General features: G+C 72.8%; 23 protein-coding genes and 1 pseudogene. 17 read left to right on the forward strand and 7 right to left on the reverse strand.

What is annotated here, in order from left to right; all coding sequences use genetic code 11:
- Nucleotides 1-9 precede the first annotated feature (9 nt).
- The 14 genes from clpB to O7612_RS01805 all read left to right on the forward strand — a co-directional run bounded on the left by clpB (nt 10) and on the right by O7612_RS01805 (nt 12571).
- Entirely contained in the window at nt 10-2601 is a 2592-nt protein-coding gene (gene clpB / locus O7612_RS01740) for an ATP-dependent chaperone ClpB (RefSeq protein WP_282269851.1), read from the forward strand.
- A 168-nt stretch (nt 2602-2769) separates the two neighbouring features.
- Nucleotides 2770-3174 carry a hypothetical protein gene (locus O7612_RS01745; protein ID WP_282269853.1) on the forward strand — a complete coding sequence of 135 codons (405 nt, stop codon included), beginning with the start codon at nt 2770-2772 and terminating at the stop codon, nt 3172-3174.
- Between the two features lie 96 nt (nt 3175-3270).
- Nucleotides 3271-3900 (forward strand): DUF4178 domain-containing protein, encoded by a 630-nt coding sequence (locus O7612_RS01750; RefSeq protein WP_282269855.1) that lies wholly within the window; start codon nt 3271-3273, stop codon nt 3898-3900.
- 2 nt (nt 3901-3902) lie between these two features.
- Nucleotides 3903-4493 (forward strand): DUF2617 family protein, encoded by a 591-nt coding sequence (locus O7612_RS01755; protein ID WP_282269857.1) that lies wholly within the window; start codon nt 3903-3905, stop codon nt 4491-4493.
- The gene (locus tag O7612_RS01760; protein ID WP_282269859.1) at nt 4490-4915 is read left to right on the forward strand and encodes a DUF4247 domain-containing protein; all 426 of its coding nucleotides are present in this window, start codon (nt 4490-4492) and stop codon (nt 4913-4915) included. Before O7612_RS01755 ends, O7612_RS01760 begins: the two co-directional genes overlap by 4 nt.
- Nucleotides 4916-4956: 41 nt before the next feature.
- Complete coding sequence (locus O7612_RS01765; protein ID WP_067309980.1) at nt 4957-5379, forward strand: DUF350 domain-containing protein; 423 nt, start codon at nt 4957-4959, stop codon at nt 5377-5379.
- Nucleotides 5379-6158: a hypothetical protein gene (locus tag O7612_RS01770; RefSeq protein ID WP_282269862.1), complete on the forward strand. Its 780-nt coding sequence runs from the start codon at nt 5379-5381 to the stop codon at nt 6156-6158. Before O7612_RS01765 ends, O7612_RS01770 begins: the two co-directional genes overlap by 1 nt.
- Nucleotides 6155-7732, forward strand: a complete 1578-nt coding sequence (locus O7612_RS01775; protein WP_282269864.1) for a polyamine aminopropyltransferase — start codon at nt 6155-6157, stop codon at nt 7730-7732. The genes O7612_RS01770 and O7612_RS01775 overlap by 4 nt, the downstream gene beginning before the upstream one ends.
- A 35-nt stretch (nt 7733-7767) precedes the next feature.
- On the forward strand, nt 7768-8751 hold the full coding sequence (locus O7612_RS01780; RefSeq protein WP_282273757.1) for a hypothetical protein: 984 nt from the start codon (nt 7768-7770) through the stop codon (nt 8749-8751).
- A gap of 193 nt (nt 8752-8944) precedes the next feature.
- Nucleotides 8945-9823, forward strand: coding sequence for a hypothetical protein (locus O7612_RS01785; protein ID WP_282269866.1), 879 nt, complete (start codon nt 8945-8947; stop codon nt 9821-9823).
- 73 nt (nt 9824-9896) lie between these two features.
- Complete coding sequence (locus O7612_RS01790) at nt 9897-10610, forward strand: hypothetical protein (RefSeq protein ID WP_282269869.1); 714 nt, start codon at nt 9897-9899, stop codon at nt 10608-10610.
- Between the two features lie 9 nt (nt 10611-10619).
- Nucleotides 10620-11429, forward strand: coding sequence for an SDR family oxidoreductase (locus O7612_RS01795; protein WP_282269871.1), 810 nt, complete (start codon nt 10620-10622; stop codon nt 11427-11429).
- Between the two features lie 167 nt (nt 11430-11596).
- Nucleotides 11597-12136, forward strand: a complete 540-nt coding sequence (pyrE, locus tag O7612_RS01800; RefSeq protein WP_067309992.1) for an orotate phosphoribosyltransferase — start codon at nt 11597-11599, stop codon at nt 12134-12136.
- A 57-nt stretch (nt 12137-12193) separates the two neighbouring features.
- On the forward strand, nt 12194-12571 hold the full coding sequence (locus tag O7612_RS01805; RefSeq protein ID WP_007454255.1) for a metalloregulator ArsR/SmtB family transcription factor: 378 nt from the start codon (nt 12194-12196) through the stop codon (nt 12569-12571).
- Nucleotides 12572-12980: 409 nt separating this feature from the next.
- Here O7612_RS01805 and O7612_RS01810 read toward each other — a convergent pair.
- The 6 genes and pseudogenes from O7612_RS01810 to O7612_RS01835 form a co-directional block, all read right to left on the reverse strand.
- A pseudogene (locus O7612_RS01810) lies at nt 12981-13754 on the reverse strand (DedA family protein); the annotation flags it as partial.
- 228 nt (nt 13755-13982) lie between these two features.
- Nucleotides 13983-15542, reverse strand: coding sequence for an LPXTG cell wall anchor domain-containing protein (locus O7612_RS01815; protein ID WP_282269876.1), 1560 nt, complete (start codon nt 15540-15542; stop codon nt 13983-13985).
- 188 nt (nt 15543-15730) lie between these two features.
- On the reverse strand, nt 15731-18244 hold the full coding sequence (locus O7612_RS01820; protein ID WP_282269878.1) for a polynucleotide kinase-phosphatase: 2514 nt from the start codon (nt 18242-18244) through the stop codon (nt 15731-15733).
- Nucleotides 18241-19680: a 3' terminal RNA ribose 2'-O-methyltransferase Hen1 gene (locus O7612_RS01825; protein WP_282269879.1), complete on the reverse strand. Its 1440-nt coding sequence runs from the start codon at nt 19678-19680 to the stop codon at nt 18241-18243. Before O7612_RS01825 ends, O7612_RS01820 begins: the two co-directional genes overlap by 4 nt.
- A 178-nt stretch (nt 19681-19858) precedes the next feature.
- Nucleotides 19859-21391: an LPXTG cell wall anchor domain-containing protein gene (locus tag O7612_RS01830; RefSeq protein ID WP_282269881.1), complete on the reverse strand. Its 1533-nt coding sequence runs from the start codon at nt 21389-21391 to the stop codon at nt 19859-19861.
- A 133-nt stretch (nt 21392-21524) separates the two neighbouring features.
- Nucleotides 21525-21737, reverse strand: a complete 213-nt coding sequence (locus tag O7612_RS01835; protein ID WP_067310009.1) for a hypothetical protein — start codon at nt 21735-21737, stop codon at nt 21525-21527.
- Between the two features lie 122 nt (nt 21738-21859).
- Here O7612_RS01835 and O7612_RS01840 point away from each other — a divergent pair, with 122 nt between their 5' ends.
- Nucleotides 21860-22243: a phage holin family protein gene (locus O7612_RS01840; protein WP_282269884.1), complete on the forward strand. Its 384-nt coding sequence runs from the start codon at nt 21860-21862 to the stop codon at nt 22241-22243.
- Between the two features lie 145 nt (nt 22244-22388).
- Nucleotides 22389-23411 (forward strand): class II fructose-bisphosphate aldolase, encoded by a 1023-nt coding sequence (gene fbaA, locus O7612_RS01845; protein WP_282269886.1) that lies wholly within the window; start codon nt 22389-22391, stop codon nt 23409-23411.
- Between the two features lie 137 nt (nt 23412-23548).
- On the opposite strand, the gene O7612_RS01850 is transcribed toward fbaA, so the two are convergent.
- Complete coding sequence (locus O7612_RS01850; RefSeq protein ID WP_282269888.1) at nt 23549-24754, reverse strand: hypothetical protein; 1206 nt, start codon at nt 24752-24754, stop codon at nt 23549-23551.
- Between the two features lie 372 nt (nt 24755-25126).
- Between O7612_RS01850 and O7612_RS01855 the strand changes: the two genes are divergently transcribed.
- Nucleotides 25127-25555 carry a DUF3151 domain-containing protein gene (locus tag O7612_RS01855; protein WP_282269890.1) on the forward strand — a complete coding sequence of 143 codons (429 nt, stop codon included), beginning with the start codon at nt 25127-25129 and terminating at the stop codon, nt 25553-25555.
- The last annotated feature ends 37 nt before the right edge of the window (nt 25556-25592 follow it).

The raw sequence follows: 25592 nt of genomic DNA on the forward strand, positions 1-25592 counted from the left end.
GGGGAGCCCATGAACACGGAACGACTCACCACCAAGAGCCGCGAAACCATCACGGGTGCCGTCGCGCTGGCCAACCAGCGTGGTCACGCCACCGTGGAATCCTGGCACCTACTGCTGGCCCTGCTCGACACCGACGGCTCGACCGCCGCCGGCCTGCTGCGCGCCGTGGGTGCCGAGCCCGCCGAGCTGCGCCGGGTCGCCCAACGTGCGGTCGACGCGCTGCCCGCAGCCCGCGGTTCCAGTATCGCCGAGCCCACCCTGGCCCGGGAGTTCGTCAACGCCATCGGGGCCGCCGAGCAGATCGCCCGGCCGCTCGGCGACGAGTACACCTCCACCGAGCACCTGCTCGCCGGCCTGGCCCGGGTCGGCGGCGCGGTGTCCGACGCGCTGAAGGCCGCCGGGGCCACCGAGGAGAACCTGGTCGCCGCGTTCCCGACCGTGCGCGGCGGGGACCGGCGGGTCACCACCGCCGACCCGGAGCAGACCTACCAGGCATTGACCAAGTACGGCGTCGATCTCACCGCCAGCGCCCGGGACGGCAAGATCGACCCGGTGATCGGCCGGGACTCGGAGATCCGTCGGGTGATCCAGGTGCTCTCCCGGCGTACCAAGAACAACCCGGTGCTGATCGGCGAGCCCGGCGTCGGCAAGACCGCGATCGTCGAGGGCCTGGCCCAGCGGATCGTCACCGGTGACGTGCCCGAGTCGCTGCGGGACAAGAAGCTGGTCTCGCTCGACCTCGGCGCGATGGTCGCCGGCGCGCAGTACCGGGGCCAGTTCGAGGAGCGGCTCAAGTCCGTCCTGGAGGAGATCAAGAACTCGAACGGGCAGGTCATCACCTTCCTCGACGAGCTGCACACCGTGGTCGGCGCGGGCAAGGGCGAGGGCTCGATGGACGCCGGCAACATGCTCAAGCCGATGCTGGCCCGGGGCGAGCTACGGATGGTCGGGGCGACCACCCTCGACGAGTACCGCGAGCACATCGAGAAGGACCCGGCCCTGGAGCGCCGTTTCCAGCCGGTGCTGGTCGGCGAGCCGACCATCGAGGACACCATCGGCATCCTGCGCGGCCTCAAGGAGCGCTACGAGGTGCACCACGGCGTCCGGATCACCGACGCCGCCCTGGTCGCGGCCGCGTCGCTGTCCGACCGGTACATCACCGACCGGTTCCTGCCGGACAAGGCGATCGACCTGGTCGACGAGTCCGCGTCCCGGCTCCGGATGGAGATCGACTCCCGGCCGGTCGAGGTGGACGAGATCGAGCGCGCGGTCCGCCGGCTGGAGATCGAGGAGATGGCGCTGGCCAAGGAGCCCGACGCCGCCTCCGCCGAGCGGCTGGAACGGCTGCGCAAGGAGCTGGCCGACAAGCGCGAGCAGCTCACCGCGCTGTCCGAGCGCTGGCAGACCGAGAAGAGCCACATCGCCAAGCTCTCCACCGCCAAGGAGGAGTTGGAACGCCTGGGCGGCGAGGCCGAGCGGGCGGAACGCGACGGCGAGTTGGAGCGCGCCGCCGAGTTGCGCTACGGCCGTATCCCGGCGCTCAAGTCCGACCTGGCCAGGGCCGAGGAGGAACTGGCCCGGCTCCAGGCCGACGGCGCGATGCTCAAGGAGGAGGTCGGCGCGGACGACATCGCCGCCGTGGTGGCCTCCTGGACGGGCATCCCCGCCGGCCGGCTGCTGGAGGGCGAGACCGCCAAGCTGCTCCGGATGGAGGAGTCGCTGGGCGGCCGGGTGGTCGGCCAGGCCGAGGCCGTCGGAGCCGTCTCCGACGCGGTACGCCGGGCCCGGGCCGGCGTCGCCGACCCGGACCGCCCCACCGGCAGCTTCCTCTTCCTCGGCCCCACCGGTGTCGGCAAGACCGAGCTGGCCAAGGCGCTCGCCGAGTTCCTCTTCGACGACGAGCGGGCGATGGTCCGTATCGACATGAGCGAGTACGGCGAGAAGCACTCCGTCGCCCGCCTCGTGGGTGCCCCGCCCGGCTACGTCGGGTACGAGGAGGGCGGTCAGCTCACCGAGGCGGTGCGCCGCCGGCCGTACTCGGTGATCCTGCTGGACGAGGTGGAGAAGGCCCATCCGGACGTCTTCGACATCCTGCTCCAGGTGCTCGACGACGGCCGGCTCACCGACGGCCAGGGTCGCACCGTGGACTTCCGCAACGCGATCCTGATCCTGACCTCCAACCTGGGCTCGTCGGTGATCGGTGACCTGACGCTCGCCGACGAGCAGCGCCGGGAGGGGGTGCTCGCGGTGGTCCGCTCGCACTTCAAGCCCGAGTTCCTCAACCGGCTCGACGACATCGTGGTCTTCGCCGCGCTGCGCGGGGACGACCTGCGGGCCATCGTCGACATCCAGCTCGACCGGCTGCGTCGGCGGCTCGGCGACCGCCGGCTGGCGCTGGACGTCACCGACACCGCCCGGACCTGGCTCGCCGAGCACGGGTACGACCCGATCTACGGTGCCCGGCCGCTCCGTCGCCTGGTCCAGTCGGCCATCGGCGACCAGCTCGCCAAGGCCCTGCTGGGTGGGGTGATCCGGGACGGCGACACGGTGCGGGTCGAGCTGTCCGACGGCAAGGACGGCCTGACCGTCACCGCCGCCTGACCCCCGATCCCACCGGGCCGACCCTGCCACCCGGTGGGGTCGGCCCGTCCACGCTGGCCCTCCCCGCCGACCGCCCTGGTGATCAGGAGGTTCACGTCGACCGCCGGCTTCCTTCTTGATCACCGCGGTGGGGGGTGGGTGGTGGCGGGGCGGGGAAAGGATGGGGGCATGTTCGGGATGCGGAAGAAGAGCGGCGATCCGGAACTGGACGCCGCCGTCCGGGAACTCGCCGAGGCGGACACCGTGGCCTTCGGCGGGGTGGGGTTCGCCGGCACGCTGCTGCCGGTGACCGAGGCGTACCGGCGGGTGGAGGAGGCGTTCGCGCAGCGCCCCCGGCAGGCCCGTGAACAGGTCGACTGGCTGCTGCGGCACGGCTCGCCCGCCGGCCGGGCCTACGCGGCGACGCTGCTGGAGGGGGTCGGGCGGGCGGCGGGCCGGGACGCCTGGGCGGCGCTGCGCGACGACGACGGGGAGTTCACCACCTTCGACGGCTGCCTGATGGGCACCACCACGCTGGGCGGGTACGCGGCCGACCGGCTGGCCGCCCGCCACCCCGACGGGGACGCCGAGTAGTTGACCGCTTACTCAGGATAGGTTGAGTTTCCCCAGGTGCGCGGGGTGCGCGGGGTTGTTACCGTCTCCGCCGACGCACTTGGGGAGGTGGTCGGGGTGAACGGTCCGATGGCGTACGTCGTGGCGACGCTGGGATGTCTGATCGGGGTCGCCGGGATCGTGGTGGCGGTGGTGGCCCTGCGTAAGGGGCGCAAGCCGACCCGCCCACCGGCGGCGGCGAAGGACCCGTTCCGCGACACCGACTCCGACGCGCTACGCGGTGACCCCCGCAAGCTCAAGCCCGGCGACATCGTCGAGATCCGCCGGGTGTCGTACGCGGTCCGTGGCTCGGTGCACCTGGTCGAGGGCGGCTGGAGCTGGGCCGAGCACCTGCTGGACACCGTCGAGGGGGACAAGCGCTGGCTCTCCGTCGAGGAGGACCCCGACCTGGAACTGGTGCTCTGGACGGCCGAACCGGCCGCGACGGTCACCCCGGGCGCACCCACCCTCGACTTCGCCGGCCGCCGCTACTCCTGGGAGGAGTCCGGTCAGGCCCGCTACTCGGCCACCGGCAGCACCGGCCTCGACCCGTACGGCACCGTCCGCTACCACGACTACCGGGGGCAGGGCGGCGAGCGGCTCTCCTTCGAGGCGTACGGCGAAGCCGGCTGGGAGGTGGGCCGTGGCGAGCGGCTGCACCGCGCCGACGTGATGGTGTACCCGCAGTCCGCACCGGAAGCGCCCTGATCGTGCTGGTCAGCCTGGACACCCCCTACGTCGACACCTGCGCCGCCGACCTGAGCCTGGCGCTCGGTGGCCCGGAACGCCCCGCGCTGCACGTCCGTGAGCTGACGCTGCCCGGCGGCGTCCGGCTCCGGCTGCGCCTGCTCGGCGCCTCCCACCAGGTCGTCCTGACTGTCCCGTCGGCAGGTGCCGCCGTGACCGCCCCCGGCCGGTCCGTCGGGGCGGGTGCGCTGGTCGAGACGGTCGCTTGCCTGCCCGGTCGACCCCCGCACCTGCCCGGCGACCTGCACGACGAGGCGGGCGGCTACCGGTTCACCGCCACCGTGCTGCGCCCCGCCGAGGGGGAGCTGCACACCCGGATCGCCGCGCTCCGCGCCGATCTGGCCGACGACCCGTACGCCCTGGTCGGCGTCTTTCCCGGCGACGAGGACGCGGTCACCGCGCTGGCGGTGAGCCCCGACGCGCCGGACGGGACGGTGGCCTGGCGCACCTGGCACGCGTACCCCCAGACCAACGAACTTGTCCTGACCGAGACGGCGGTGACGCTCCCGCACGATCGGCGAGCCCCGCAGTCGCGAACGGAGGTAACGCCGTGACGTACCGACGCTGGTTCGTGGTGGGGGTGGCCTTCGCGGTCATCGGTGCGCTGGTCGCCGCCTTCGCCATCTTCTACGGCAACTTCTCCCCCCGGGGTTACATCGAGGACCGTTACACCCGGGCGGCGAGCCGGGACATCGGGCGCGACGCCGTGGCGTACACCTCGAACCGGACCCCGAGCCAGGTGGCGAAGGACGTCACCGACGCCTGGAAGCCGGCCGACCAGTATGTCGACGGCAGCGGCGTCTACCTGCGCTACGACGACGACTCGCTGGTGATCCTGCCGATCGCCGCCGGCTCGCTGATCCTGCTGGAACGGATGCGCACCGCGTACCCGCGCTACCACTCGACGGTCGGCAACCACTGGGGCTGGGGGCGGGGCAGCACGGTACGCGGTGGCGGCCCCGGCTCCGGCAAGTAGCGCCCACCGATTCCCGACCGAACGAACCCCTGGAGCACGCTGTGCAGAACCTGGTCACCGACCTGCTGGTCACCCTCGCCTACGGGGTGGTCGGTGTCGTCCTGATGGCCATCGGCTACGTGCTGGTCGACGTGGCCACCCCGGGTAAGCTCCACGAGCTGATCTGGACCGAACGCAACCGCAACGCGGCGCTGCTGCTCACCTCGAACCTGGCCGGCGTCGGCATCATCGTGGTCGCCGCGATCGCCGCCAGCGAGGACGACTTCCTGCTCGGCCTGGTCGGTTCCGCCGCGTACGGGATCGTCGGGCTGGTCATCATGGCGTTGGCGTTCGTGCTGCTCGACGCGTTGACCCCGGGCAAGCTGGGCACGCTGCTGGTCGACCAGCAGCCGCACCCGGCGGTCTGGGTGTCGGCGGTGGTGCACCTCGCCACCGGCGCGATCATCGCCGCCGCCATCAGCTGATGACCACGGCGAAGCAGCCGGCTCAGCGGACCACGGCGAAGCAACCGACGCAGGCGAAGCAGAACTCGGGCGCCTGGGTGGTCTGGCTCGTCCTCGGCGTGATCGTGCTGGTCTGCGTGGGCAGCAGCGTCCTCAACCGGGACTCCGGGGGCACCACCGTGCCCGGCCCGGCGGCCGACGAGCGCGCCGACACCGTCCCGCTGCTCGTGCAGGCGGCCGACAGCCAGGGCATCTGCTACGGCTGGCGGCTGGAGCGGTCGTCCGGCGCGGAGGTCAGCGTCGGTTCCAACCTCGGCGACGGGGTGCCGGTGACCGGGGACGCCCGCTGCCCGCGCTGGGTGGAGGTCCGGGCCCGGATCATGTACACCTCGTCCAGCAGCGAGAGCAACGACTGGGCGACCGTCACCGTCTCCGGCTCCGACGACCTCGACCGGGCCGACCTGTGGGCGGTCGACAACGGGCTGGACCGGTTCGGGCTGGACACCGACACGTTCATCGACGATCCGGGGTGGGCGATCTGCCGGGCCGCGGTGACCCTGCCGCTGCTGGTCGCCGAGGCCGGCGTCGCCCCGCCCGCCGCCACCCCGACCGCCGGTCCGGCCACGCCGGCCGGCGCGCTGCCGGACGCCGGGAACGACTTCCTGCGGGACCGCTGGGGCTGGCTGCTCGCCACCGCCGGCCTGCTGCTGGTCGCCGCGCTGCTGATCACCGTCGGGTTCGTCCAGCGCGGCCGGCAGCGGGCGGCGACGCCGGCCGGGCGTTTCCGGGGGGCGCGGTGACCACGGTCGACGACACCCCGGCGGTCCGGCCGCGCTGGCGGCTGGCCCGCGCGTCGGTGCTGCTCGCCGTCTTCGTCTGCGCCGCCTGCGGCCTGGTGTACGAGTTGGCCCTGGTCGCGCTCGGCAGCTACCTGATCGGTGACACGGTCGGGCAGGCGTCGATCGTGCTCGGTGTGATGGTCTTCGCGATGGGGGTCGGCGCGCTGGTCGCCAAGCCGTTGCAGCCCCGGGCCGCCGCCGCGTTCGCGGTGATCGAGCTGACCCTGGCCCTGCTCGGCGGCCTGTCGGTGCTCGGCCTCTACGCCGCGTTCGCCTGGCTCGACCTGTACGGACCGGGGCTGGTCGGCACCGCGTTCGTGCTGGGTCTGCTGATCGGCGCGGAGATCCCGCTGCTGATGGTGATGCTGCAACGCATCCGTGAGCAGGCCGCCGGTAGCGCGGTCGCCGACCTGTTCGCCGCCGACTACGTCGGCGCGCTGCTCGGTGGGCTGGCCTTCCCGTTCCTGCTGATCCCGGTCTTCGGCCAGCTCAAGGGCGCCCTGGTGGTCGGCGCGGTGAACGCGGTGGCCGGGCTGGCGCTGGTCTGCACGGTGTTCCGCGCCGAGCTGAGCCGCCGGGCCCGGCTCGTGCTGGGCGCCGGCTCCGTCGTGGTCGCCCTCTGTCTGGGGTACGCCTGGGTCACCGCCGCCGACTTCGAGGTGACCAGCCGCCAGCAGCTCTACCGGGATCCGGTGGTGCACGCCGAACGTTCCCGTTACCAGGAGATCGTGCTGACCCGCTCGGTGCGCGAGATCGGCCACCCCGACACCGACCTGCGGCTGTTCCTCAACGGTGACCTCCAGTTCAGCTCGATCGACGAGTACCGCTACCACGAGGCGCTGGTGCATCCGGCGATGCGCGGCCCGCGCGGCGAGGTGCTGGTCCTCGGTGCCGGCGACGGCCTCGCCGTGCGGGAGATCCTGCGCTACCCGGACGTACGCCGGGTGACCGTGGTCGACCTCGACCCGGCGGTGGTGGCGCTGGCCCGCTCCGAGCCGCAGCTCCGCGCGCTCAACGGCGGTTCCCTCGACGACCCCCGGGTCCGGGTGCTGAACACCGACGCGTTCGGCTGGCTGCGTACCGCCTCGGAACGCTTCGACGTGGTCGTCGCCGACCTGCCCGACCCGGACGAGACGGCCACCGCCAAGCTCTACACGGTCGAGTTCTACACGCTGATCCGGGCGGTGCTCGCCGAGGGCGCCCGGCTGGTGGTGCAGTCCGGGTCGCCGTACTTCGCGCCCCGGTCGTACTGGTCGATCGAGGCGTCGGTACGCGGGGCCGGCTTCGCCACCGTGCCGTACCACGTCGACGTGCCGTCCTTCGGTGACTGGGGGTTCGTGCTCGCCGCCCCGGGCGGCACCCCGCCGCCGCTGGAACTGCCGGCCGACGCGCCCCGGCTGCGGTTCCTCGATCCGGCGGTACTGCGGGCGGCGGCGGCCTTCCCCGCCGACCGGGGCCGGTTGGACGTGCCCGCCTCCACCCTGCTGCGCCCCAGGGTGCTCGACTACGCCCGCAGCGAGTGGCGCGGCTACTAGCCTCGGACATGATGTCACCGTCGTTGCGCCGCCGGCTGCCACCGCGTGCGGTGGACGCCGCGGCGTACCTCCAGGCGTTCGTGCTGTCCGGGGTGGCGACGGTGCTGGTCACCCGGGCGTTCCTGCGGGCGACCGGCTACCCGCAGCTCGGCGGCGGCGGCCTGCACATCGCGCACGTGCTCTGGGGCGGCCTGCTGATGACCGTCGGCCTGGGCGTGGCGCTGGTCTTTCTCGGCGGGACCGCCCGGATGACCGGCGCGGTGCTCGCCGGGATCGGCTTCGGGCTGTTCATCGACGAGGTGGGAAAGTTCGTCACCGCCGGTACCGACTACTTCTACCGCCCGGCGGCCGGGATCATCTACGCGGTCTTCGCCCTGCTGGTGGTGATCACCCAGGCGCTGCGCGAACGGATCCGGCTGACCCCCGGGGAACGGGTGGCGAACGCGCTGGACGTGATCGTCGGCGGGGTCGGCCGGGGGCTCACCGACCGGCGGCGGGTGGCCACCCTGCGGCTGGTCCGGGGGGCCGGCCCGGAGGTCGAGTCGGCGGTGTCCGCGCTGCTGGACGTGGTGCCGCGCCGGGAACCACCGCCGCGGCGGTTCTGGCAGCCCTGGGTGGCCCGGCTGCGCGACCTGCTGGTCCGGCTGACCGCCCAGCGCTGGGTGGTCCTGCTGGTGGTGGCCTACCTGGTGGTCGAGCCGGTGGCGACGGTGGTGGCGGTGGCCACCGAGGGGGTGACCGGCGAGCTGGACCAGCTCGGCGAGTGGGGCGCGGTGCTGGGGGTGTCCGCCTCGGCGGTGGTCGCCGGGGTGCTGAGCGTCCGTGCCGCGTTCCTGCTCCGCAACGACCGGCGGGCCGCGTTCCGGCTGTTCAAGCTGGCCCTCCTGGTCGACCTGCTGTTCGGGCAGATCTTCAACTTCACGGTCAACCAGTTCGACGCGGTGACCGGGCTGGGGGTGGACCTGCTGCTGCTCGCCGTGGTGACCGCCGAACACCGCCGGCTGGTCCGCGACTCCTGATCCGGGCGTCCCGCGACTCCCGGTCCGGGGCCTCCCGCACCGGGCGGCGCGGCGGACCTGATCGGGTTCGGTCGCGGATCCGCTCCCGGATCGCCGGTGATTCGGCAGGTCGATCATCGGGTACGGCACCGTCGTACCCGGTACGACGGGCCTGTGGACGTTACCGTGGTGCGGTGATCTAGGAAGGAGAATCATGGTCGATTCCCACAGCACGCCCGCTCGGACCCGTCCGGGTCTGGTGACACTCTCCAGCTATCTGCTGATGCTCTTCGCGGCGCTCCAACTGATCGGGTTGATCCTGACCCTCGCGATCAGCGGCAAACTCCGTCAGGCGTTCGAGGACGCGTTCGAGGGGACCGCGAGCGAGGTCGAGGGGCTCGGCACCGCCGTCGTGGTCTTCGCCGTCGGCGCGTCCGTCGTGCTGCTGCTCATCGCGTTGGCTCTCGTCGTCCTGGCGATCTTCAACAACCGGGGCAAGAACGGCAGCCGGATCGCCACCTGGGTGGTCGGCGGCATCATGGTCTGCTGCGTCGGCGGTGGACTGGTCAACGGTGCCGCGGGCTTCAGCGGTTCCACCGGCTCCACCTCCGGGGACGCGCCGAGCGCCGAGGAACTCGAGCGCAGCATGAACGCCGTGCTGCCGTCCTGGTACAACCCGGTCAGCACCCTGCTCGGGGTGCTCAGCCTGCTCGTCCTGCTGGCGGCGCTGATCCTGCTCGCCCTGCCGAAGTCCAACGAGTTCTTCCGCAAGCCCAAGGCGGGCTGGGAGCCGCCGGTTCCGGGTGCCGCCTACCCGGCCGCGCCGGGCTACCCGGCGACCCCGGGCTACCCGGCCACGCCCGGCTACCCGCAGCCCGGTGCGCCCGGTCATCCGGGTGCCCCCGGCCAGCCCGGTGACCTCGGTCAGCCCGGTCAGCCGGCCGCCGGTGGTCCGGGTTCCGCCCCGGGTGCGCCGGACCAGTCCCCGCCGTCCGACGGCTCGTCCTGGTCGCCGCCGCCGTCGGGCGGGGAGCCGGACCGGCCCGCCGGAGGCAGCGGACCGGACGATCCGCAGCGGCCCACCGGTAGCTGACGGGCGCGTAACAACGACAGCGACGATTCCCTCCGAGTAGGTTGCACACCGGGGCCTACCGGAGGGAATCGTCGTGTCGTACCCGGATCAGGTGCCGGTTCGCCGGCCGGCGGCCGTCAGCGCGGCGACGGCACTGCTCGGGCTGATGGCGCTCGCCGCCGGGGCCTACGCGGTGACCGTCCTGCTCGCCCTGGGCGGCACGGTGGACCGGTTCCGTGCCGCCGCCCCCGCCACGGCCGCCGAGCCGGGGGACGTCGACGGGATGGTCCGACTGCTCCGGCTCAGCACGATCGGCGCGGCGGTGTTGACGGTGCTGGTGGGATTGTTGCTGGTCGGCCTGGCCGGCGGGCTGCTCGCCCGGCGGCGGGCGGCCAGGATCGGCGTCTGGGTGGTCTGCGGGCTGGGTCTGCTCGCCGGTGGGTGTGCGCTGGCCGTGCTGGCCGGGCAGCGGGCCGGGCCGGTGCGGTTGGGCCCTGGTGACCAGGGGGTGGCCGACCTGTTCGGCACCCTCGGGGAGGCCTACCCGTCCTGGTGGCTCCCGGCGAACGCGGGGGTTTCGGCGGGTCAGGCCCTCGGTTACCTTGTGGTGGCCGTGCTGCTGGGGCTGCCGTCGGCGAACCCGTGGTTCGCCGCGCACCGTTCGGTGCTCCCGGCCCCGGCCCCGGCCCCGGCACCAGGACCCGTGCCACCGCACGGCACCAGCCCCGCCCCCGTGCCACCCCACGGCACCACTCCGGTCCCCGCGCCACCCCACGGCACCGGCCCGCCGGTGCCGCCGCACCGCTGAGGAGCAACCGTGACCGCCGACCGATCGGCCCGGGGCCGCCGCGCCCTGATCACCGGTGCCACCGCCGGTATCGGCGAGTCGTTCGCCCGGCAGCTCGCCGCCGAGGGCTGGGACCTCGTCCTGGTGGCCCGGGACGCCGGCCGGCTCGACACCGCCGCCGCCGAGACGGCCGACCGGTACGGCATCCGGGTGGAGACCGTCCCGGCCGACCTGTCCACCGACGACGGATGCGCCCGGGTGGAACGGCGGCTCACCGCCGGGGATCCGGTGCACCTACTGGTCAACAATGCGGGGACCAGCCTCAGCCGGCCGTTTCTGCGCTCCACCGTCGCCGACGAGACCCAATTGCTGCGGCTGAATGTGCATGCGGTGTTGCGGCTCACTCTCGCGGCGCTCGGACCGATGACCACGCGCGGCGATGGGGCAGTGATTAATGTCTCTTCGGTCGCCGGATTCGGCCCGGTGATGCCGGGCTCCACCTATCCGGCCAGCAAGGCCTGGGTGACCAGCTTCAGTGAGTCGATCGGGCAATCGGTACGTGCGTCGGGTGTGCACGTGATGGCCCTCTGCCCCGGATACACCCGCACCGGCTATCACGAACGCGCCGGCATCGACATGTCCGCCATGCCGGGGTGGATCTGGCTGCGGGCCGACGATGTGGTCGCCGAAGCCCTTCGTGACCTGCGGAAAGGCAAAACCGTCAGCGTTCCCGACTGGAAGTACAAACTGGCCGTGGCCAGCCTGCGGCACGTGCCGCGCCGGCTGTTGCGCAGCGCCTTCCGGGACCGGCGGGGGCGGGTCGACCCGCCCGGACGGTGAGTCCCCGCCGCTGCCGGACAGCGTCCGGTCGGCCTGACATCGAACCACAACTCTGTCGGTGCGGTCGCGCAGCGTAGCCGTCCATCGCCAGTCATCGGTCGCTCATGCGACGGATCCGGGTGGGCCGCACACACGTCGTACAGACTTGAGCAGTACCCTCTATCGGCATGGGGGACCACGACGACCTGCGTAAATTCATCACTGACCTGGCTGTGGTCCATGGCCGGGTCGTGCTCTCCTCGGGGCGGGAGGCGGAGTGGTACGTCGATCTGCGTCGCGTGACTCTCCATCACCGGGCTGCTCCCCTGGTCGGTCGGGTGATGCGGGAGCTGACCGCCGACTGGAATTACGACGCGGTCGGTGGGTTGACCCTGGGTGCCGATCCGATCGGCATCTCGATGTTGCACGCCGCCGCGGAGACCGCTCGCCCCCTGGACGCCTTCGTCGTCCGCAAGGCCGGCAAGGCGCACGGTCTCCAACGGCGGATCGAGGGTCCTGAGGTGGCCGGCCGGCGGGTACTGGCGGTGGAGGACACCTCGACGACGGGCGGCAGCGTGCTGACGGCCGTCGAAGCTCTACGCGAGGCCGGGGCGGAGGTCGTGGGTGTGGCGGTCGTCGTCGATCGGGGCGCCGGCGACGTGGTACGAGCCGCCGGACTGCCGTATCGGGCGGCCTTTACGTTGGCTGACCTCGGCCTTGTGGCGTAAAAATTTGCCGATTCGGATCTGCTGATATGCAGGCGGATCGATGCTGCTGGTGGAAGGATGGAATACGTGGGAACTGCGTTGGCTGAAATGACCATGCCTCAGATCTCGCCGCTTGCCGGCGAGCCGATCGAACGTGCCGACGCCGAGCGGCTGGCGGGGGTCCTCAAGGCCCTCGCCGACCCCGCCCGGCTGCGGCTGCTCAGCCTGATCCAGTCGGCGCCCGAGGGCGAAGCGTGCGTGTGTGACCTCACCGCGCCGCTCGGCCTCTCGCAGCCGACGGTCAGCCACCACCTCCGCATCCTCACCGAGGCCGGCTTGCTGGAGCGGGAGAAGCGTGGTGTGTGGGCCTACTACCGGCTGGTGCCGTCGGCGATCGCCACGATCGCCGACCTCCTCACGCCGCCGCGCAAGCGGGCCACCAAGAAGGCCCGCTGACTGCACCCGTCGCCCCCGCCGGGGGCGGCGTCCGATGGCGTACCAGGGGTGGCGTCATCGGGTGGTGACGGCTGTCCGTCACCGGTCAGTTCGCTGATCCACCACCGTGCCCGCGGTGGCGTACGTGCACGCGACGGCCGGCCCTCTCCCCGGGGGCCGGCCGTTCGTCGTCCCCGGCTCCCGTCGGCACGCCGGGGTCGGGCTGGTCAGCCTGGTCGTCACCACCCACCAGGCGTCAGCGGCCCTGGCCGTGCTCCGGGTACCGGTCACCGCCCGGTGGCGGCTGGGGCTGACCGTAGGTCTGCGGCGGGAACTGCTGGTCGGGACCACGCGACTGGTCGGGCTGCCCGTACGGCTGCTGCCCCCCGCTGTGGGGCTGCGCGGACTGCGGCCGGTCGTGATGATGGTGGTGGTGCTCGACGGCCTCCCGGACGGCCTCCACCGCCCCCACGGCGCTCGCCGCGGCGACCACGGCGACGGCCTCACCGCGTCGGCGTGCCTTACGGTCCCGGAGGAACTCGAAGAAGATCGGTAGCACCGAGATCAGGATGATCAACGCGACCACCGGCAGGATGTACCGGTCGATCTTGTCGCCGATGGCGCTGTAGATCTGGTCGGCGAGCAGGTAACCGATCAGCAGGATGCCGTCCACCCAGAGGATCGCGCCGACGACGTTCCAGAGGAAGAACTGCTTCGCCGGCATGCCGAGCGCACCGGCCACCGGGTTCAGGAACGTCCGCACGATCGGAATGAACCGGGCCAGCACCACGGCCTTGGCCGGGCCGAATTTCTGGAAATAGAATTCCGCCTTCTCCACGTACTCCTTTTTGAAGAGCCGGGAGTTGGGGCGCTCGAACATCCGTCGGCCGTACCGGGCACCGAGCCAGTGCCCGAGCTGGGCACCGACGATGGCGCAGAGCGGCCCGCCGATCAGCAGCCCGGCCAGGGAGAGCCGGGTGCCACTGCCGAAGATCGCGTCGGCCACCGGCGACGCGGCCACCCCGGCCAGGAACAGCAGCGAGTCGCCGGGGAAGAAGAACCCCACCAGCAGGCCGGTCTCGGCGAAGAGGATCACCCACACGCCGACCAGACCGAAGGTCTGGAGCAGGTCCTTGGGGTCGAGCGGATTCAGCGCGACCGTCTCGGCGACCACCCGCGTCTTCTCACCTGTGTCCACGGCCACACACCATACCGAGCCCGGGGAGCGCCGGTCGCGGCACGCGCCCCTCCGGCCGGCGGCTCACCCCACCGGACCCACCCGGTCGGGCCACGACGTGCCGGACCGGGCCGGCTCCGAGCGTGCCGGGTCGGGCCGCCACGCGCCCGGCCGGGCCGCCCGGACACCGGGCCGGGCCGCCCGGACACACCGGGCCGGGCCGGAGCGCGCCCGGTCAGGCCGCCACGGCGCCGGTCAGGCTACGAAGCGCGACCGGCGACGCCGGGCCGCCAGGTAGCTGCCGACCCCGGCCACCAGCAGCAGGCCGCCGACGGCGGCCACCGGGCCGGTCCGGGAACCGGTGATCGGCAACGAGCCGTCGTCGCCGCCCTGGCCGCCCGAGGCGGGGTTGACCAGGATCCTGGCGGTGTCGTTGCGCGGGTCGAGGTCCTCGGTGTTCTGTGGGCCGTAGAGCAGCTCGGTCGTGCCGGTCAGGGTGCCCGCCCGGTCGATGCGGAACGAGAACGGCAGGGCGACCTTCCCGCCCTTGTGGATCACGTCGTACTGGTAGCAGAGGTAGGCGCGGGCACCCGGCCGGCCGCCCTCCTCGTCCTGGATGTCGGCATCGAGGCAGTTCTTGGGTGCCTTGACGGCGGTGACGCCCTTGGGCACGGTCATCTTGACGATGGTGTAGAAGTCGCGGCCGCCGTTGGACGACGAGGCCGGTCCCCGGTTGGTGTAACCGATCGTGACCGGCACGGTCTCGCCCACCCTGGCGGTGATGCGCACCTCGTCGGCGGCCAGGTCGGCCCGCTGGTTGCCGGTGACGGTCAACTCGACGGCGGTTTCGTTGTCGGCCGGCTCGACGTCGGTCTGCGCCGCCCGGGAGGTGCCGCCGGGCAGGCGCGCACCGGTCGGTTCCAGCCGCAGCACGCCGCCGGTGCCCTGCTGGTCGAGGGTGTACCTGGACTGCACGTCCGCCCAGTCCTGCGGGGTGAACCAGGTGGCGGTGCCGGGCTGCACGTTCGGTGCCGAGACGTCGCCGGGCACGGTGATCCCGAAACCGCTGTCGACCCGGAACGTCCGGCCCGGCGCGATCTCGTCGTCGAAGGTGCAGACGAACAGGTTCGGCGTGTGGTGCACCAGTCCGCCCCTGCTGCCGTACCGGCAGTTCTGGTAGCGCTTCGACGGGGTGAGCCCGTAGGCGGCCGACACCAGGAGCACCACCCCCCGCGCGGTCTCCTGACCCCGGTTGCCGACCGACAGCCCCACCGGCACCGTGGCACCGGGACCACCGGTCAGCGCCACCGCCGGACCCGCCACCAGATCGACCCCCTCGCCGACGCGGACCGTCGAGGCGGTGCTGCTCGTACCCGACGCGGTGGTCGTCACGGTGAACCGGATCCGGCCCTCCTGGCCCACCCGGGCACCCTCCCGGGGGCGCACCGACAACGTGAGCAGATCCGGTGCGTCCTCCTCGTAGGCCGGGCAGGTCAGCACGGTGCCGGCGCGGGTGCAGGCCGGGGCGGCGGGACCGCGCACCTCGGCGAAGGCGTCGATCGCGCCGTAGTCGACGGTGACGACGTAACCGTCCCGGACCCTCTCGCCCGACGTCCGCAGGACCACCGTCCGGTCGGGCCCGGCGGGAGCCAGGGTGACGTCGCCGGCGGAGGTGGTGAACCCGGCCGCCGTGACCCCGGCGGGCGGGCCTGCGGGGCTGGCCGGGGCGGCGGGGGCCGGAGCGGGAGCGGCGGCGACACACGCGCCCACCACACCGAGTCCAGCCAGCCAACGACGCGTCGCGTGCTTGCGCATCAGCGGATCCTGTCCTGAGGAAGGGGGCTACGGCGGTTGCCGCAGCCTAAGGAATCCGTCTCCGTCGGGGCGTCCCGCGACGACGGGTGGCGACGGAACGGGCCGAACGACCGACGATTCCGTCCCAACGGCCCGGGGCACCCCGCCCGGTCGACCCACCGCGACACCTCCCGCCCCGGGACGGGCGGTCAGAGCCGGGGGTCGACCGGCTCCGACTCGCAGGCGAGGATCGCGAAGACCAGCGCGTGCCGCCGCCACAGCGGAACGTCGGCGACGTACCCGTCCAGGGCGGCCAGGCCGAGCGCGTGCTCGCGCAGTGCCAGCCCCCGCTTGCGCCCCAGCGAACGACGACGCAGCGCGGCGAGCTGGGCCGGATCGGTGTACCCGGGACCGTAGATGATCCGCAGGTACTCCCGGCCCCGGCACTTGATCCCCGGCTGGAGCAGCGAACCCCGCGCCGACCGGGCGGCCGGACCGGCGTACGGCTTGACCACCATCCCCTCGCCGCCGGCCGCGGTCAGCGCCGACCACCAGTCGGTGGCCGTCGCCACCGCCGAGGCGTCGGCCAGCTCCACCACCTGCCGTCGGGTCGGGGTGAAGAACCCCGGGTCGGCCGCGCAGAGCCGGTCGGCCAACGCCAGGTGCCAGCCGTGGTCCCGGTCGGTGAAGGTCACCGACGCCCCGGCCAGCACCGCGAACGGCGCCAGCGTCACCCCGCGCAGCCCTTCGACGGGGGCCACGTACGCCCGGTAGGCCGCCGAGTACGCCTCGACCTCCGCCCGGCGGGCCGTCATCCGGTCCCGCAGCGCGTCCACCGGCAGCCCCCGGGCCGCCGCCGCGTCCAGCGCGTCCAGCGCCGCCGGTACCACCGCCCGACCGGCCGCGCCGACCCCGGCGTACTGCTCGCGGATCAGCCCGTCCGCCTTCGCCGACCAGGGCAGCAGCTCACAGTCCAGCAGCAGCCGGTCGGTGCCCAACTCGTCCCACAACCCGGCCGTGCCGACCGCCGCCCGGACCCGGTCCAGCAGCTCCCCGTCCAGCGGCGGGCCGAAGAACGGCCGACCGGTCCGGGTGTGCACCACCCCACCGCCGAACGGACCCGGCTCCCGCTCGACCAGCACCACCGCCCGGGAACCCATGTGCTTCTCCTCGCACACCACCCGTTCCACCCCGGCCGCCCGGTAGTCCGCGAACGCCTGCGCCGGGTGCTCCAGGAACCCCTGGACCGTCGACGTCGAACACGGGGCCATGGTCGGCGGCAGCCAGACCAGCCGGCCCGGGTCCACCGCGAACCGGCTCATCACCTCCAGCGCGGCGGCGGCGTTCTCCGCCGGCACCGTCAGCGTCCCGTAGGCGTGCTCCAGGTGCCGTCGTCCGGTCACGTCGGCCAGGTCGAGCACGGTGTCCGGGCGGGTCGGCGGGCTGACCAGCGGCCGGGCCGGGGCGTACCACTCCCGTCGGGCGTCGACCGAGACCAGCTCCCGTTCCGGGTAGCGCAGCGCGGTGAGCTTCCCGCCGAAGACGCAACCGGTGTCGACGCAGATCGTGTTGTTGACCCACTCCGGCACCGGTGTCGGGGTGTGCCCGTACACGACGGTCGCCGCACCCCGGTAGTCGCGCGCCCACGGGTAGCGCACCGGCAGGCCGTACTCGTCGGTCTCGCCGGTGGTCTCGCCCCAGAGCGCGAACGAACGGACCCGGCCCGACGCGCGGCCGTGGTAGGCCTCCTTCAGGCCGGCGTGCGCCACCACCAGCCGGCCGCCGTCCAGCACGAAGTGGCTGACCAGGCCGTCGATGAAGCTCGCCACCCCGGTCACGAACGCCGGGTCCTCGGCGTCGAGCTGCGCCATCGTCTCGGCCAGGCCGTGGGTGAGCTTGACGTCCTGGCCCCGCAGCTTGCGCAGCAGCTTGTGCTCGTGGTTGCCCGGCACGCAGATCGCGTGCCCGGCCGCCACCATGCCCATCACCAGGCGCAGCACGCCGGGCGAGTCCGGGCCGCGGTCCACCAGGTCACCCACGAAGACGGCGGTACGACCGGCCGGGTGCGCCGCGTCCACCGGGCGACCCGCGTCGTCGCGGTGCAGCACGAAGCCGAGCCGCTCCAGCAGCGCCTCCAGCTCCGCCCGGCACCCGTGCACGTCACCGACGATGTCGAACGGCCCGGTCAGCTCCCGCCGGTCGTTGAACAGCTTCTCCAGCCGGACCTGCGCGGCGTCGATCTCCTCGACCCCACGCAGCACGTGCACCCTGCGGAACCCCTCCCGGGCCAACTGCCCGACCGACCGGCGCAGGTCACGCTGCATCCGGGCGAGCACCTGCCGACCGTGCGTCCGGTCGGCGCGGGCCTGGGTCCGTTCCCAGGCCAGCGTCTCCGGCACGTCCAGCACGATCGCCACCGGGAGCACGTCGTGGTCCCGGGCCACCCTGACCAGCCCGGCGCGGGCGTGCGACTGGAGGTTCGTCGCGTCGACCACGGTGAGCCGGCCCCGCCGCAGCCGCACCCCGGCCACGTGGTGCAGCGCCGCGAACGCGTCGGCCGAGGCGGACTGGTCGTTCTCGTCGTCGGCGACCATCGCCCGGAACGCGTCCGAGGCGAGCACCTGGCTGGGCGCGAAGTGCCGGGCGGCGAAGGTGGACTTGCCCGAGCCGGAGACGCCCACCAACGCCACCAGGGCGAGTTCGGGAATGTCGAGGATGGTCATCGGGTCGCCTCCCGGCTGCCCACGGCGGTGAGGACGGCGAGCTGGGTGGGGTGGCCCAGCTCGGGGTCGTGGTCGCCGACCCCGCTGATCGTGGCGGTGTAGCCGTGCTCGGCGGCCACCCGGTCGACCCACCCGGCGAACTCGGCACGGGTCCACTCGAACCGGTGGTCGGGGTGCCGGAAGCCTCCCGCCGGCAGTCCCTCGTACCGCACGTTGTACTCGGCGTTGGGGGTGGTCACCACGACCGTGCCCGGCCGGGCGTGACCCAGCACGGCGTCCTCCAACGCGGGCAGCCGCGCCGGGTCGAGGTGCTCGACGACCTCCATCAGCACCGCCGCGTCGTAGCCGCGCAACCGGTCGTCCCGGTAGGTCAGCGCCGACTGCCACAACCGGATGCGGTCCTGCTGCCGCTGGGGCAACCGGTCCAGCCGCAGCCGGCGGGCGGCCGTGGTCAACGCCTGGGTGGCGACGTCCACCCCCACCACCTCGGTGTAGCGCCGGTCGGCGAGCAACGCGGTGAGCAGCGCGCCGCCGCCACAACCCAGGTCCACCACCCGGGTCGCGCCGCTGGCCGCCAGCGCGGCGAGCACCGCCTCGCGCCGCCGCACCGCCAGCGACGCCCGCCGGGGGTCGCCGTCCGCCGGGCCGGCGGCCTCGTCGACACTGTCGTCCGGCTCGGGTACGTCGGCCAGCCGCGACTCGGCCAGTCGGGCCAGCGCCTGCCCGGCCAGCGCCCGCCGGTGCGCCAGGTAGCGGCGGGTGATCAACGCCCGCTCGGGGTGGTCGGCCAGCCAGCCGGCCCCGGCCCGCAGCAGCTTGTCGATCTCGTCCGGGGCGACCCAGTAGTGCTTGGCGTCGTCCAGCACCGGCAGCAGGACGTACAGGTGGTTGAGGGCGTCGGCGAGCCGGACCGTGCCGGTCAGGCAGAGGTCGACGTACCGGCTGTCGCCCCATTCGGGGTGCTGCTCGTCGAGCGGGAGCGGGGCCGCGGTGACCGCCCAGCCGAGCGGGTCGAACATCCGTACCGCCAGCTCCGCACCGCCCCGGCAGCGCAGCACCGGCACCCGGATGCGCAGCGGGATCGCCGTGCCGGCCAGCTCCGGCCGCTCCCGGGACACCCCGCGCAGCGCGGAGCGGAACACCGTGGACAGTGCGGAGGACAACAGGCTGGACGCGGCGTAGGGGCGGTCGTTGACGTACTGCCCGAGGGTGAAGTGCTCGGGGGTGGACGTGGCCCGCCGCCGCCCCACCCCGAGCCGCCGTGGATCGACCTCGACCAGCAGGGCGGCGGTGCACCGCTGCTGGGTCGCCTCCGGGTAGAAGACGTGTGCGGTGCCCGCCGGCAGGTCGAACTCCTGCACCCGGTCAGGGTGCTTGACCAGCAGGTATCCGAGATCGGTCGCCGGCCGGTGGGTGGTGGTCAGGGTGAGCAGCACGCGCCCATGATCCCAGCGCGGCCGATCCGGCGTCGTCCTGATTTCCTCCGGGACCGCCCACCGTCAGGGGAACCGGCGGGCGCAGGTCCGTGGACGGTGCAACGGAACGCCCCGCCGACCGGGGCGGGTCGGCGGGGCGTCGGAGGCGTAGCGGAGATCAGGGGAGGTGCAGCGGAGATCAGGCCACGAAACGGGTCCGGCGGCGGGCCAGCAGGTAGCCGCCGACGCCGACGGCGAGCAGGAGGCCGGCGAGGACGACGAGGGGCACGGTGGCGTTGCCGGTGATCGGCAGCGAGCCGTCCCCGTCCGGCTCCCCGGCGCCGCCACCGTCGGTGGCCGGCAGGAACACGATCTCCGCCCGGTCGTTGCGGGGATCGGTGTCACCGTCGAGGGCGGTGGTGACCGCCCCGGTGGTCCGCCGGGTCAGCCGGTCGACGCGCAGCGTCATCTCGTACGCGTAGGTCTCCCCGGGACGGATGAGGTCTCCGTGGGCGATGCAGCCGTAGGACCGGGCACCGGGCTCGCCTCCGTCGCCGGTCCACTCCCCGTCGGAGAACGGGTGGCAGTCCCAGTGGATGTCGACCACCGTCAGGCCGTCCGGGATCTCGACGTGCACCAGGGGAGATTCCCGCCAGGACTCCACGATCGTCGGCCCCAGGTTGCGGAAGCCGATGGTCATCTTCACCCGGTCACCGACCCGCGCCCGGGCCTCGTCGCCCAGGGCGGTGCCGTCCGCCGTCCGGTCGCCGGTGATGCTCACCCGGAGGTCGGTCCAGCTGTTCCGGACAGCGGTATCGGTCCGCGCCGCGGACGATTGGGCGACCAGGCGCAGCTCGAGGCCGGTGCCGGGGGTGTCGGGCGGTTTCGGTGCGGTCGGGTCCTTCTCCACCAGCGCCCAGTCGTCGGCGGTCCACCACTGGAGCCGGTTGGTGAGCACCAGGCCGCTGCGGGCAATGCTGTTCATCCTGAACGGCAGCGGATCCGAGAGGCGGTAGGTGACGCCCGGTTCGAGTTCCGTGTCGAAGTGGCAGACGAGCGGGGTGCCCTCCTGCCACCGGCAGTTCCGGAAGTTGTCGCGGTACGTCAACAGCCAGTCCGGGCTCATGGTGAGCACGACACCGCGTTCAGGTCCGGGGCCGGCATTGCGGACGGTACTGGTGACGTCGAGCAGGTCGCCGGGCTCGGCGCTCAGCTCCGTCTTCGCTGCGGTCTGGAGGTCGACCCCCTCGACGACGGTCAACGTGGTGGTCCGGGTGCCGTGGGTCCCCGACAACGTCACGTCGAAGTGAAGCTCGACCCGGGTGTCCAGTGGCGCATCGGACCGGGCGTCGATCTGGAAGAACAAGGTGGGGTACACATTCGAGTTGGCCCGCGTGCCCTTTGGGGCGGTGCAGCTGAGGTGCTTGTCGGGTCGGGCGCAGCTCCAGCCGTCGCCCGAGGTGGTGAGGCGGCCGACCTTCTCCAGCTCGGACAGCTCCAGGTCGAGGTGGAGAGGCTCGGCATGGGGAACGAGGGTCTCGATGCGGACCTGGCCCGAGGTGCTGTGCCCGGGGGCGACCAGCAGGTCCCGTGATTCGATCCGCAGCTGGCCGGGTGTGGCGGCGGTGGAGGGGACCGCGCCAGCGGCCATGGCGGGTGTGGCCGCGGCGCCGCCGAACACGCCGACGACGACGAACGCGGCGAACCAGCGCCGCGGGTGGTGCCGGAGCATGACGACCGCCTTCCGGTGGGCTACGGAAAGTGGTCAGCCTCTCACGCTGCTCGTGCTTCCGTTGTCCCGCCACGCCCGCCGACGACGCCTTCCGGCCGTATCTCTCCCCCGCCGCGCCGACGTCCGCCCGCCGTCAGCGGTAGTCGTCCTCGTCGGCGGTGACCACCCGGGCCTGCTCCATCGCGTCCCAGTCGTCGACCTCCAGGCCCCGGTGCGGCTCGGCGTCGGTCTCGTCCGGGCCGATCACCGCGGCCTGTTCGACCGCGTCGGCCGGCTCGGCCTCCGGGTCACGTTCCTCCGGGTCGAGGTGGTCCGTCGGGGTGAAGTCCTCGTCGGGCTGAGCCATCGTCCCTCCCTGCTTCCGGTGGCCTACCCGTCCACCGTACGGGCTGGTGGGGGCGGTCGCCCGGCGGCGCGGGAACACCGGAACGCCCCACCGGGACGACCGGGCGGTGTCAGGATGGGCCGGTGGGCTTCCTGATCCGACTGGTGATCACGGCGATCGCGCTGTGGGTCACCACGCTGATCGTGCCCGGGGTCGACGTCTCCGGGCGCAACGGTGCGAACACCGCCCTCACCCTGCTGGTGGTGGCGCTGATCTTCGGCGTGGTCAACGCGGTGCTCAAGCCGGTGATCAAGGTGGTCGGTTGTGTGTTCTACCTGCTCACCCTGGGTTTGTTCGCGCTGGTCGTGAACGCCTTGCTGTTCCTGCTGACCGACCGGATCGCCCGCGCGGTCGACCTGTCGTTCCGGGTGGACGGTTTCTGGGCCGCCTTCTGGGGGGCCATCGTGATGGCGGTGGTGACCTGGCTGATCAGCGTCGTCGTGCCGGACCGTCGGGAGAGCCGGTGAGGCCGACCGGTGGACGGTCGCCGGGGCGGTGGTGTCCGCCGCCGCCTCCTGCGGGATACTGCCGACGGTGGACAGCGCGGTCCGGCGCACCGATGGAAGACAGCGGCCAGCGCGGCCGAGAGCGGTAAGTTAAGGAGCTTTTCACATGCCCATCGCTTCCCCCGAGGCTTACGCGGAGATGCTGGACCGGGCCAAGGCCGGCCGGTACGCGTACCCCGCGATCAACGTGACCTCGTCGCAGACCCTGAACGCGGCGCTGAAGGGCTTCGCCGACGCGGAGAGCGACGGCATCATCCAGGTCTCCACCGGTGGCGCGGAGTACCTGTCCGGCCCGTCGGTCAAGGACATGGTGACCGGCGCGGTGGCGTTCGCCGCGTACGCGCACGAGGTGGCCAAGAAGTACCCGGTCAACGTGGCGCTGCACACCGACCACTGCCCGAAGGACAAGCTGGACGGGTTCGTCCGGCCGCTGATGGCCATCTCCCAGGAGCGGGTGAAGGGCGGCCAGGAGCCGCTGTTCCAGTCGCACATGTGGGACGGCTCGGCCGTGCCGGTGGCCGAGAACCTGGAGATCGCCGCGCAGCTCCTCGACGAGGCCGCCAAGGGCAAGATCGTCCTGGAGATCGAGGTCGGCGTCGTCGGTGGCGAGGAGGACGGCGTCGAGAACGCCATCAACGACAAGCTCTACACCACCGTCGAGGACGGCCTGGCCATGGTCGAGGCGCTGGGCCTGGGCGAGAAGGGCCGCTACATGGCGGCGCTGACCTTCGGCAACGTGCACGGCGTCTACAAGCCGGGCAACGTCAAGCTCCGTCCGGAGATCCTCAACCAGATCCAGGAGGCGGTCGGCGCCAAGTACGGCAAGGACAAGCCGCTCAGCCTGGTCTTCCACGGCGGCTCCGGCTCGCTGCTGGAGGAGATCCGGGAGGCGCTCGACTACGGCGTGGTGAAGATGAACATCGACACCGACACCCAGTACGCCTTCACCCGGCCGGTCGCGGACCACATGTTCCGCAACTACGACGGCGTACTCAAGATCGACGGCGAGGTCGGCAACAAGAAGCAGTACGACCCGCGTACCTGGGGCAAGCTGGCCGAGGCCGGTCTCGCCGCCCGGGTCGTCGAGGCGTGCGAGCACCTGCGCTCCACCGGCACCCGGATGAAGTGACCCTTCCGCGTGTCCCGTCGACGGCCGGCTCCCCACGCGGGGAGCCGGCCGTCGACGTCCGCGGTGGTGACCGGGACGCTGCCCCGGCGGTGACCGGGACGGCTCTCAGCCGGTCACGGCGGTGACCGGGACGGCTCTCAGCCGGTCACGGTGAGGACCCGGACCGCCTCCCGCACGTCGTCGGTGAGGTGGATGCTGCCCGACAGGTCACCGAACGGCGACCCGGCGAACAGCGGCCGCAGCAGCGACTCGATCGGCAGCTCCCCGGTCCAGTACGCCCGGTCCAGGAAGACGTACGCGCCGCTCGCCCCGTCCGTGCCGTAGTACGTCTTCGTCGCCGCCTGGAAGACCTCCTGCACGGTGCCGGCCCGACCGGGCGCGAAGACGATCCCGCCCCGGGCCAATCGCAGGATGGTGTCCTCCCGGATGGCGTTGGAGAAGTACTTGGCGATCCGGCCGGCGAACAGGTTCGCCGGCTCGTGCCCGTACAGCCAGGTGGGGATGGCCAGCCCGCCGGACCGGGCCCAGTCCAGACCGGGGCCGCGCTGCTGCGGCACGGTGACGGCGTAGCGGTCCCGCACCGCCAGCGCGGCGGCCGTGTACCGGTCGTGGTCGGTGAAGTCGGGGGCCACCGCCAGCAGGTCGATCGCGGCGTCCAGCTCCCGCGCCGGCCGGGCCGCCAGGAAAGCGCCCAGGTTGGCCGCCTCCATCACCCCCGGGCCGCCACCGGTCACCACCAGCCGGTCGGCCCGCGCCAGCTCCCAGCCCAGCACCGCCGCCATCCGGTACGGCGCGCTGCCGCGTGGCACCGCGTGCCCGCCCATCACCCCCACCACCGACTGCGGCCCGTGGGTGGCCAGCCAGGTCCGGGTCGCGTCGGCCAGGGCGTTGTCCACCCCGTGGTCGTGCAGCCGCTGACCGAGCGCCTCCTTCACGTCCGGCAGGGCACCACCGTGGGCGCGGAAATGGTCGTAGACCCGGGTGTCGTACATCCCGGCGAACCCGGCGTCGGCGAACCCCTCGGCCAGGTCGGTCGGGGTGTAGAGGTGGGCCGGTTGGGTCGGGTAGGGCAGGCCGGAGAAGGGCGGGACCACGTTCGCCCCGCGTCGGACGAGGTCGGCACCGACCTCCCGACCGGCGAACCGGCAGCCCACGAAGAGGGTGCCGGCCACCTCGGTGGCGGTCAGATCGGGTATCGGATCGAGGTCGAGGCGCAGCCCCTGCACGGTCAACCCGGCGAGGCTGCCGGTGACCAGGTGCCGGTCGAACTCGGCCCGGGTCTCGATCTCGTCATGACTGGTGTCGTGCGGCGCGATGACGTCCGCGGGAGGTGGGGTCGGCACCCCGCCATCCTGCCCCCGGCCCGCCACCCCGGCGCGGCGACGGGGGGCAGACGACAGGAGCCCGGTGACCGAGGCCACCGGGCTCCTGCGTAACCGGGTCCTGGGGAGGCTCCGGATCCATAGTTGTAGTGGAAAAAATTACCGGGCGGCATGGGCCGCAGGGTCGACCGCCGACGACCGCCGGGATGGATCATCCGAGCCGGGAGGCCCACCGGCGGGGCCGCCGGGTCGGTACCCTCGGCCGAGGGTTCACCCGATCGGGCCGACGGTTCACCCGATCAGGTCCGGGCGTGACGTAGACCTCCACCGTTCAGCCAGCGTACCCACCCGACCCCCTCGCGCGGCGCGGTGCGAAGCGGGTTGAATGGGACGATGCAGAACCTGTTGCCGGAGCCTCCGGCCACCCTCCTGCCCGCTCACGAAGAGGCGGACGCCGCTCTGGCCACCGCCGCAGAAAAGGGCACCGACGAGGCGTACGCCGAGGTCGCGGCCCGCTTCCCCACCCACAGTGCGGCCTGGGCGGCGCTGGCCACCCTGGCCCTGGACAGCGGTGCGGTGATCGCGGCGTACGCGTACGCCCGCACCGGTTACCACCGCGGTCTGGACCAGCTGCGGCGCAACGGCTGGAAGGGGCACGGTCCGGTCCCGTGGTCGCACGCCCCGAACCAGGGCTTCCTGCGCTGCCTCTACGTCCTGTCCCGGGCCGCCGGGGAGATCGGCGAGGCGGACGAGGCTGCCCGGTGCGCCCAGTTCCTCCGTGACTGCGACCCGGCAGCCGGGGACGCCCTCGCCAGCGCCTGACCCGCCCGACGGGCCTCACCCTGTCGTGCGGCCCGCC

Origin of the sequence: Micromonospora sp. WMMD987, from assembly GCF_029581435.1 — a bacterium.
GTDB lineage: Bacteria > Actinomycetota > Actinomycetes > Mycobacteriales > Micromonosporaceae > Micromonospora > Micromonospora rifamycinica.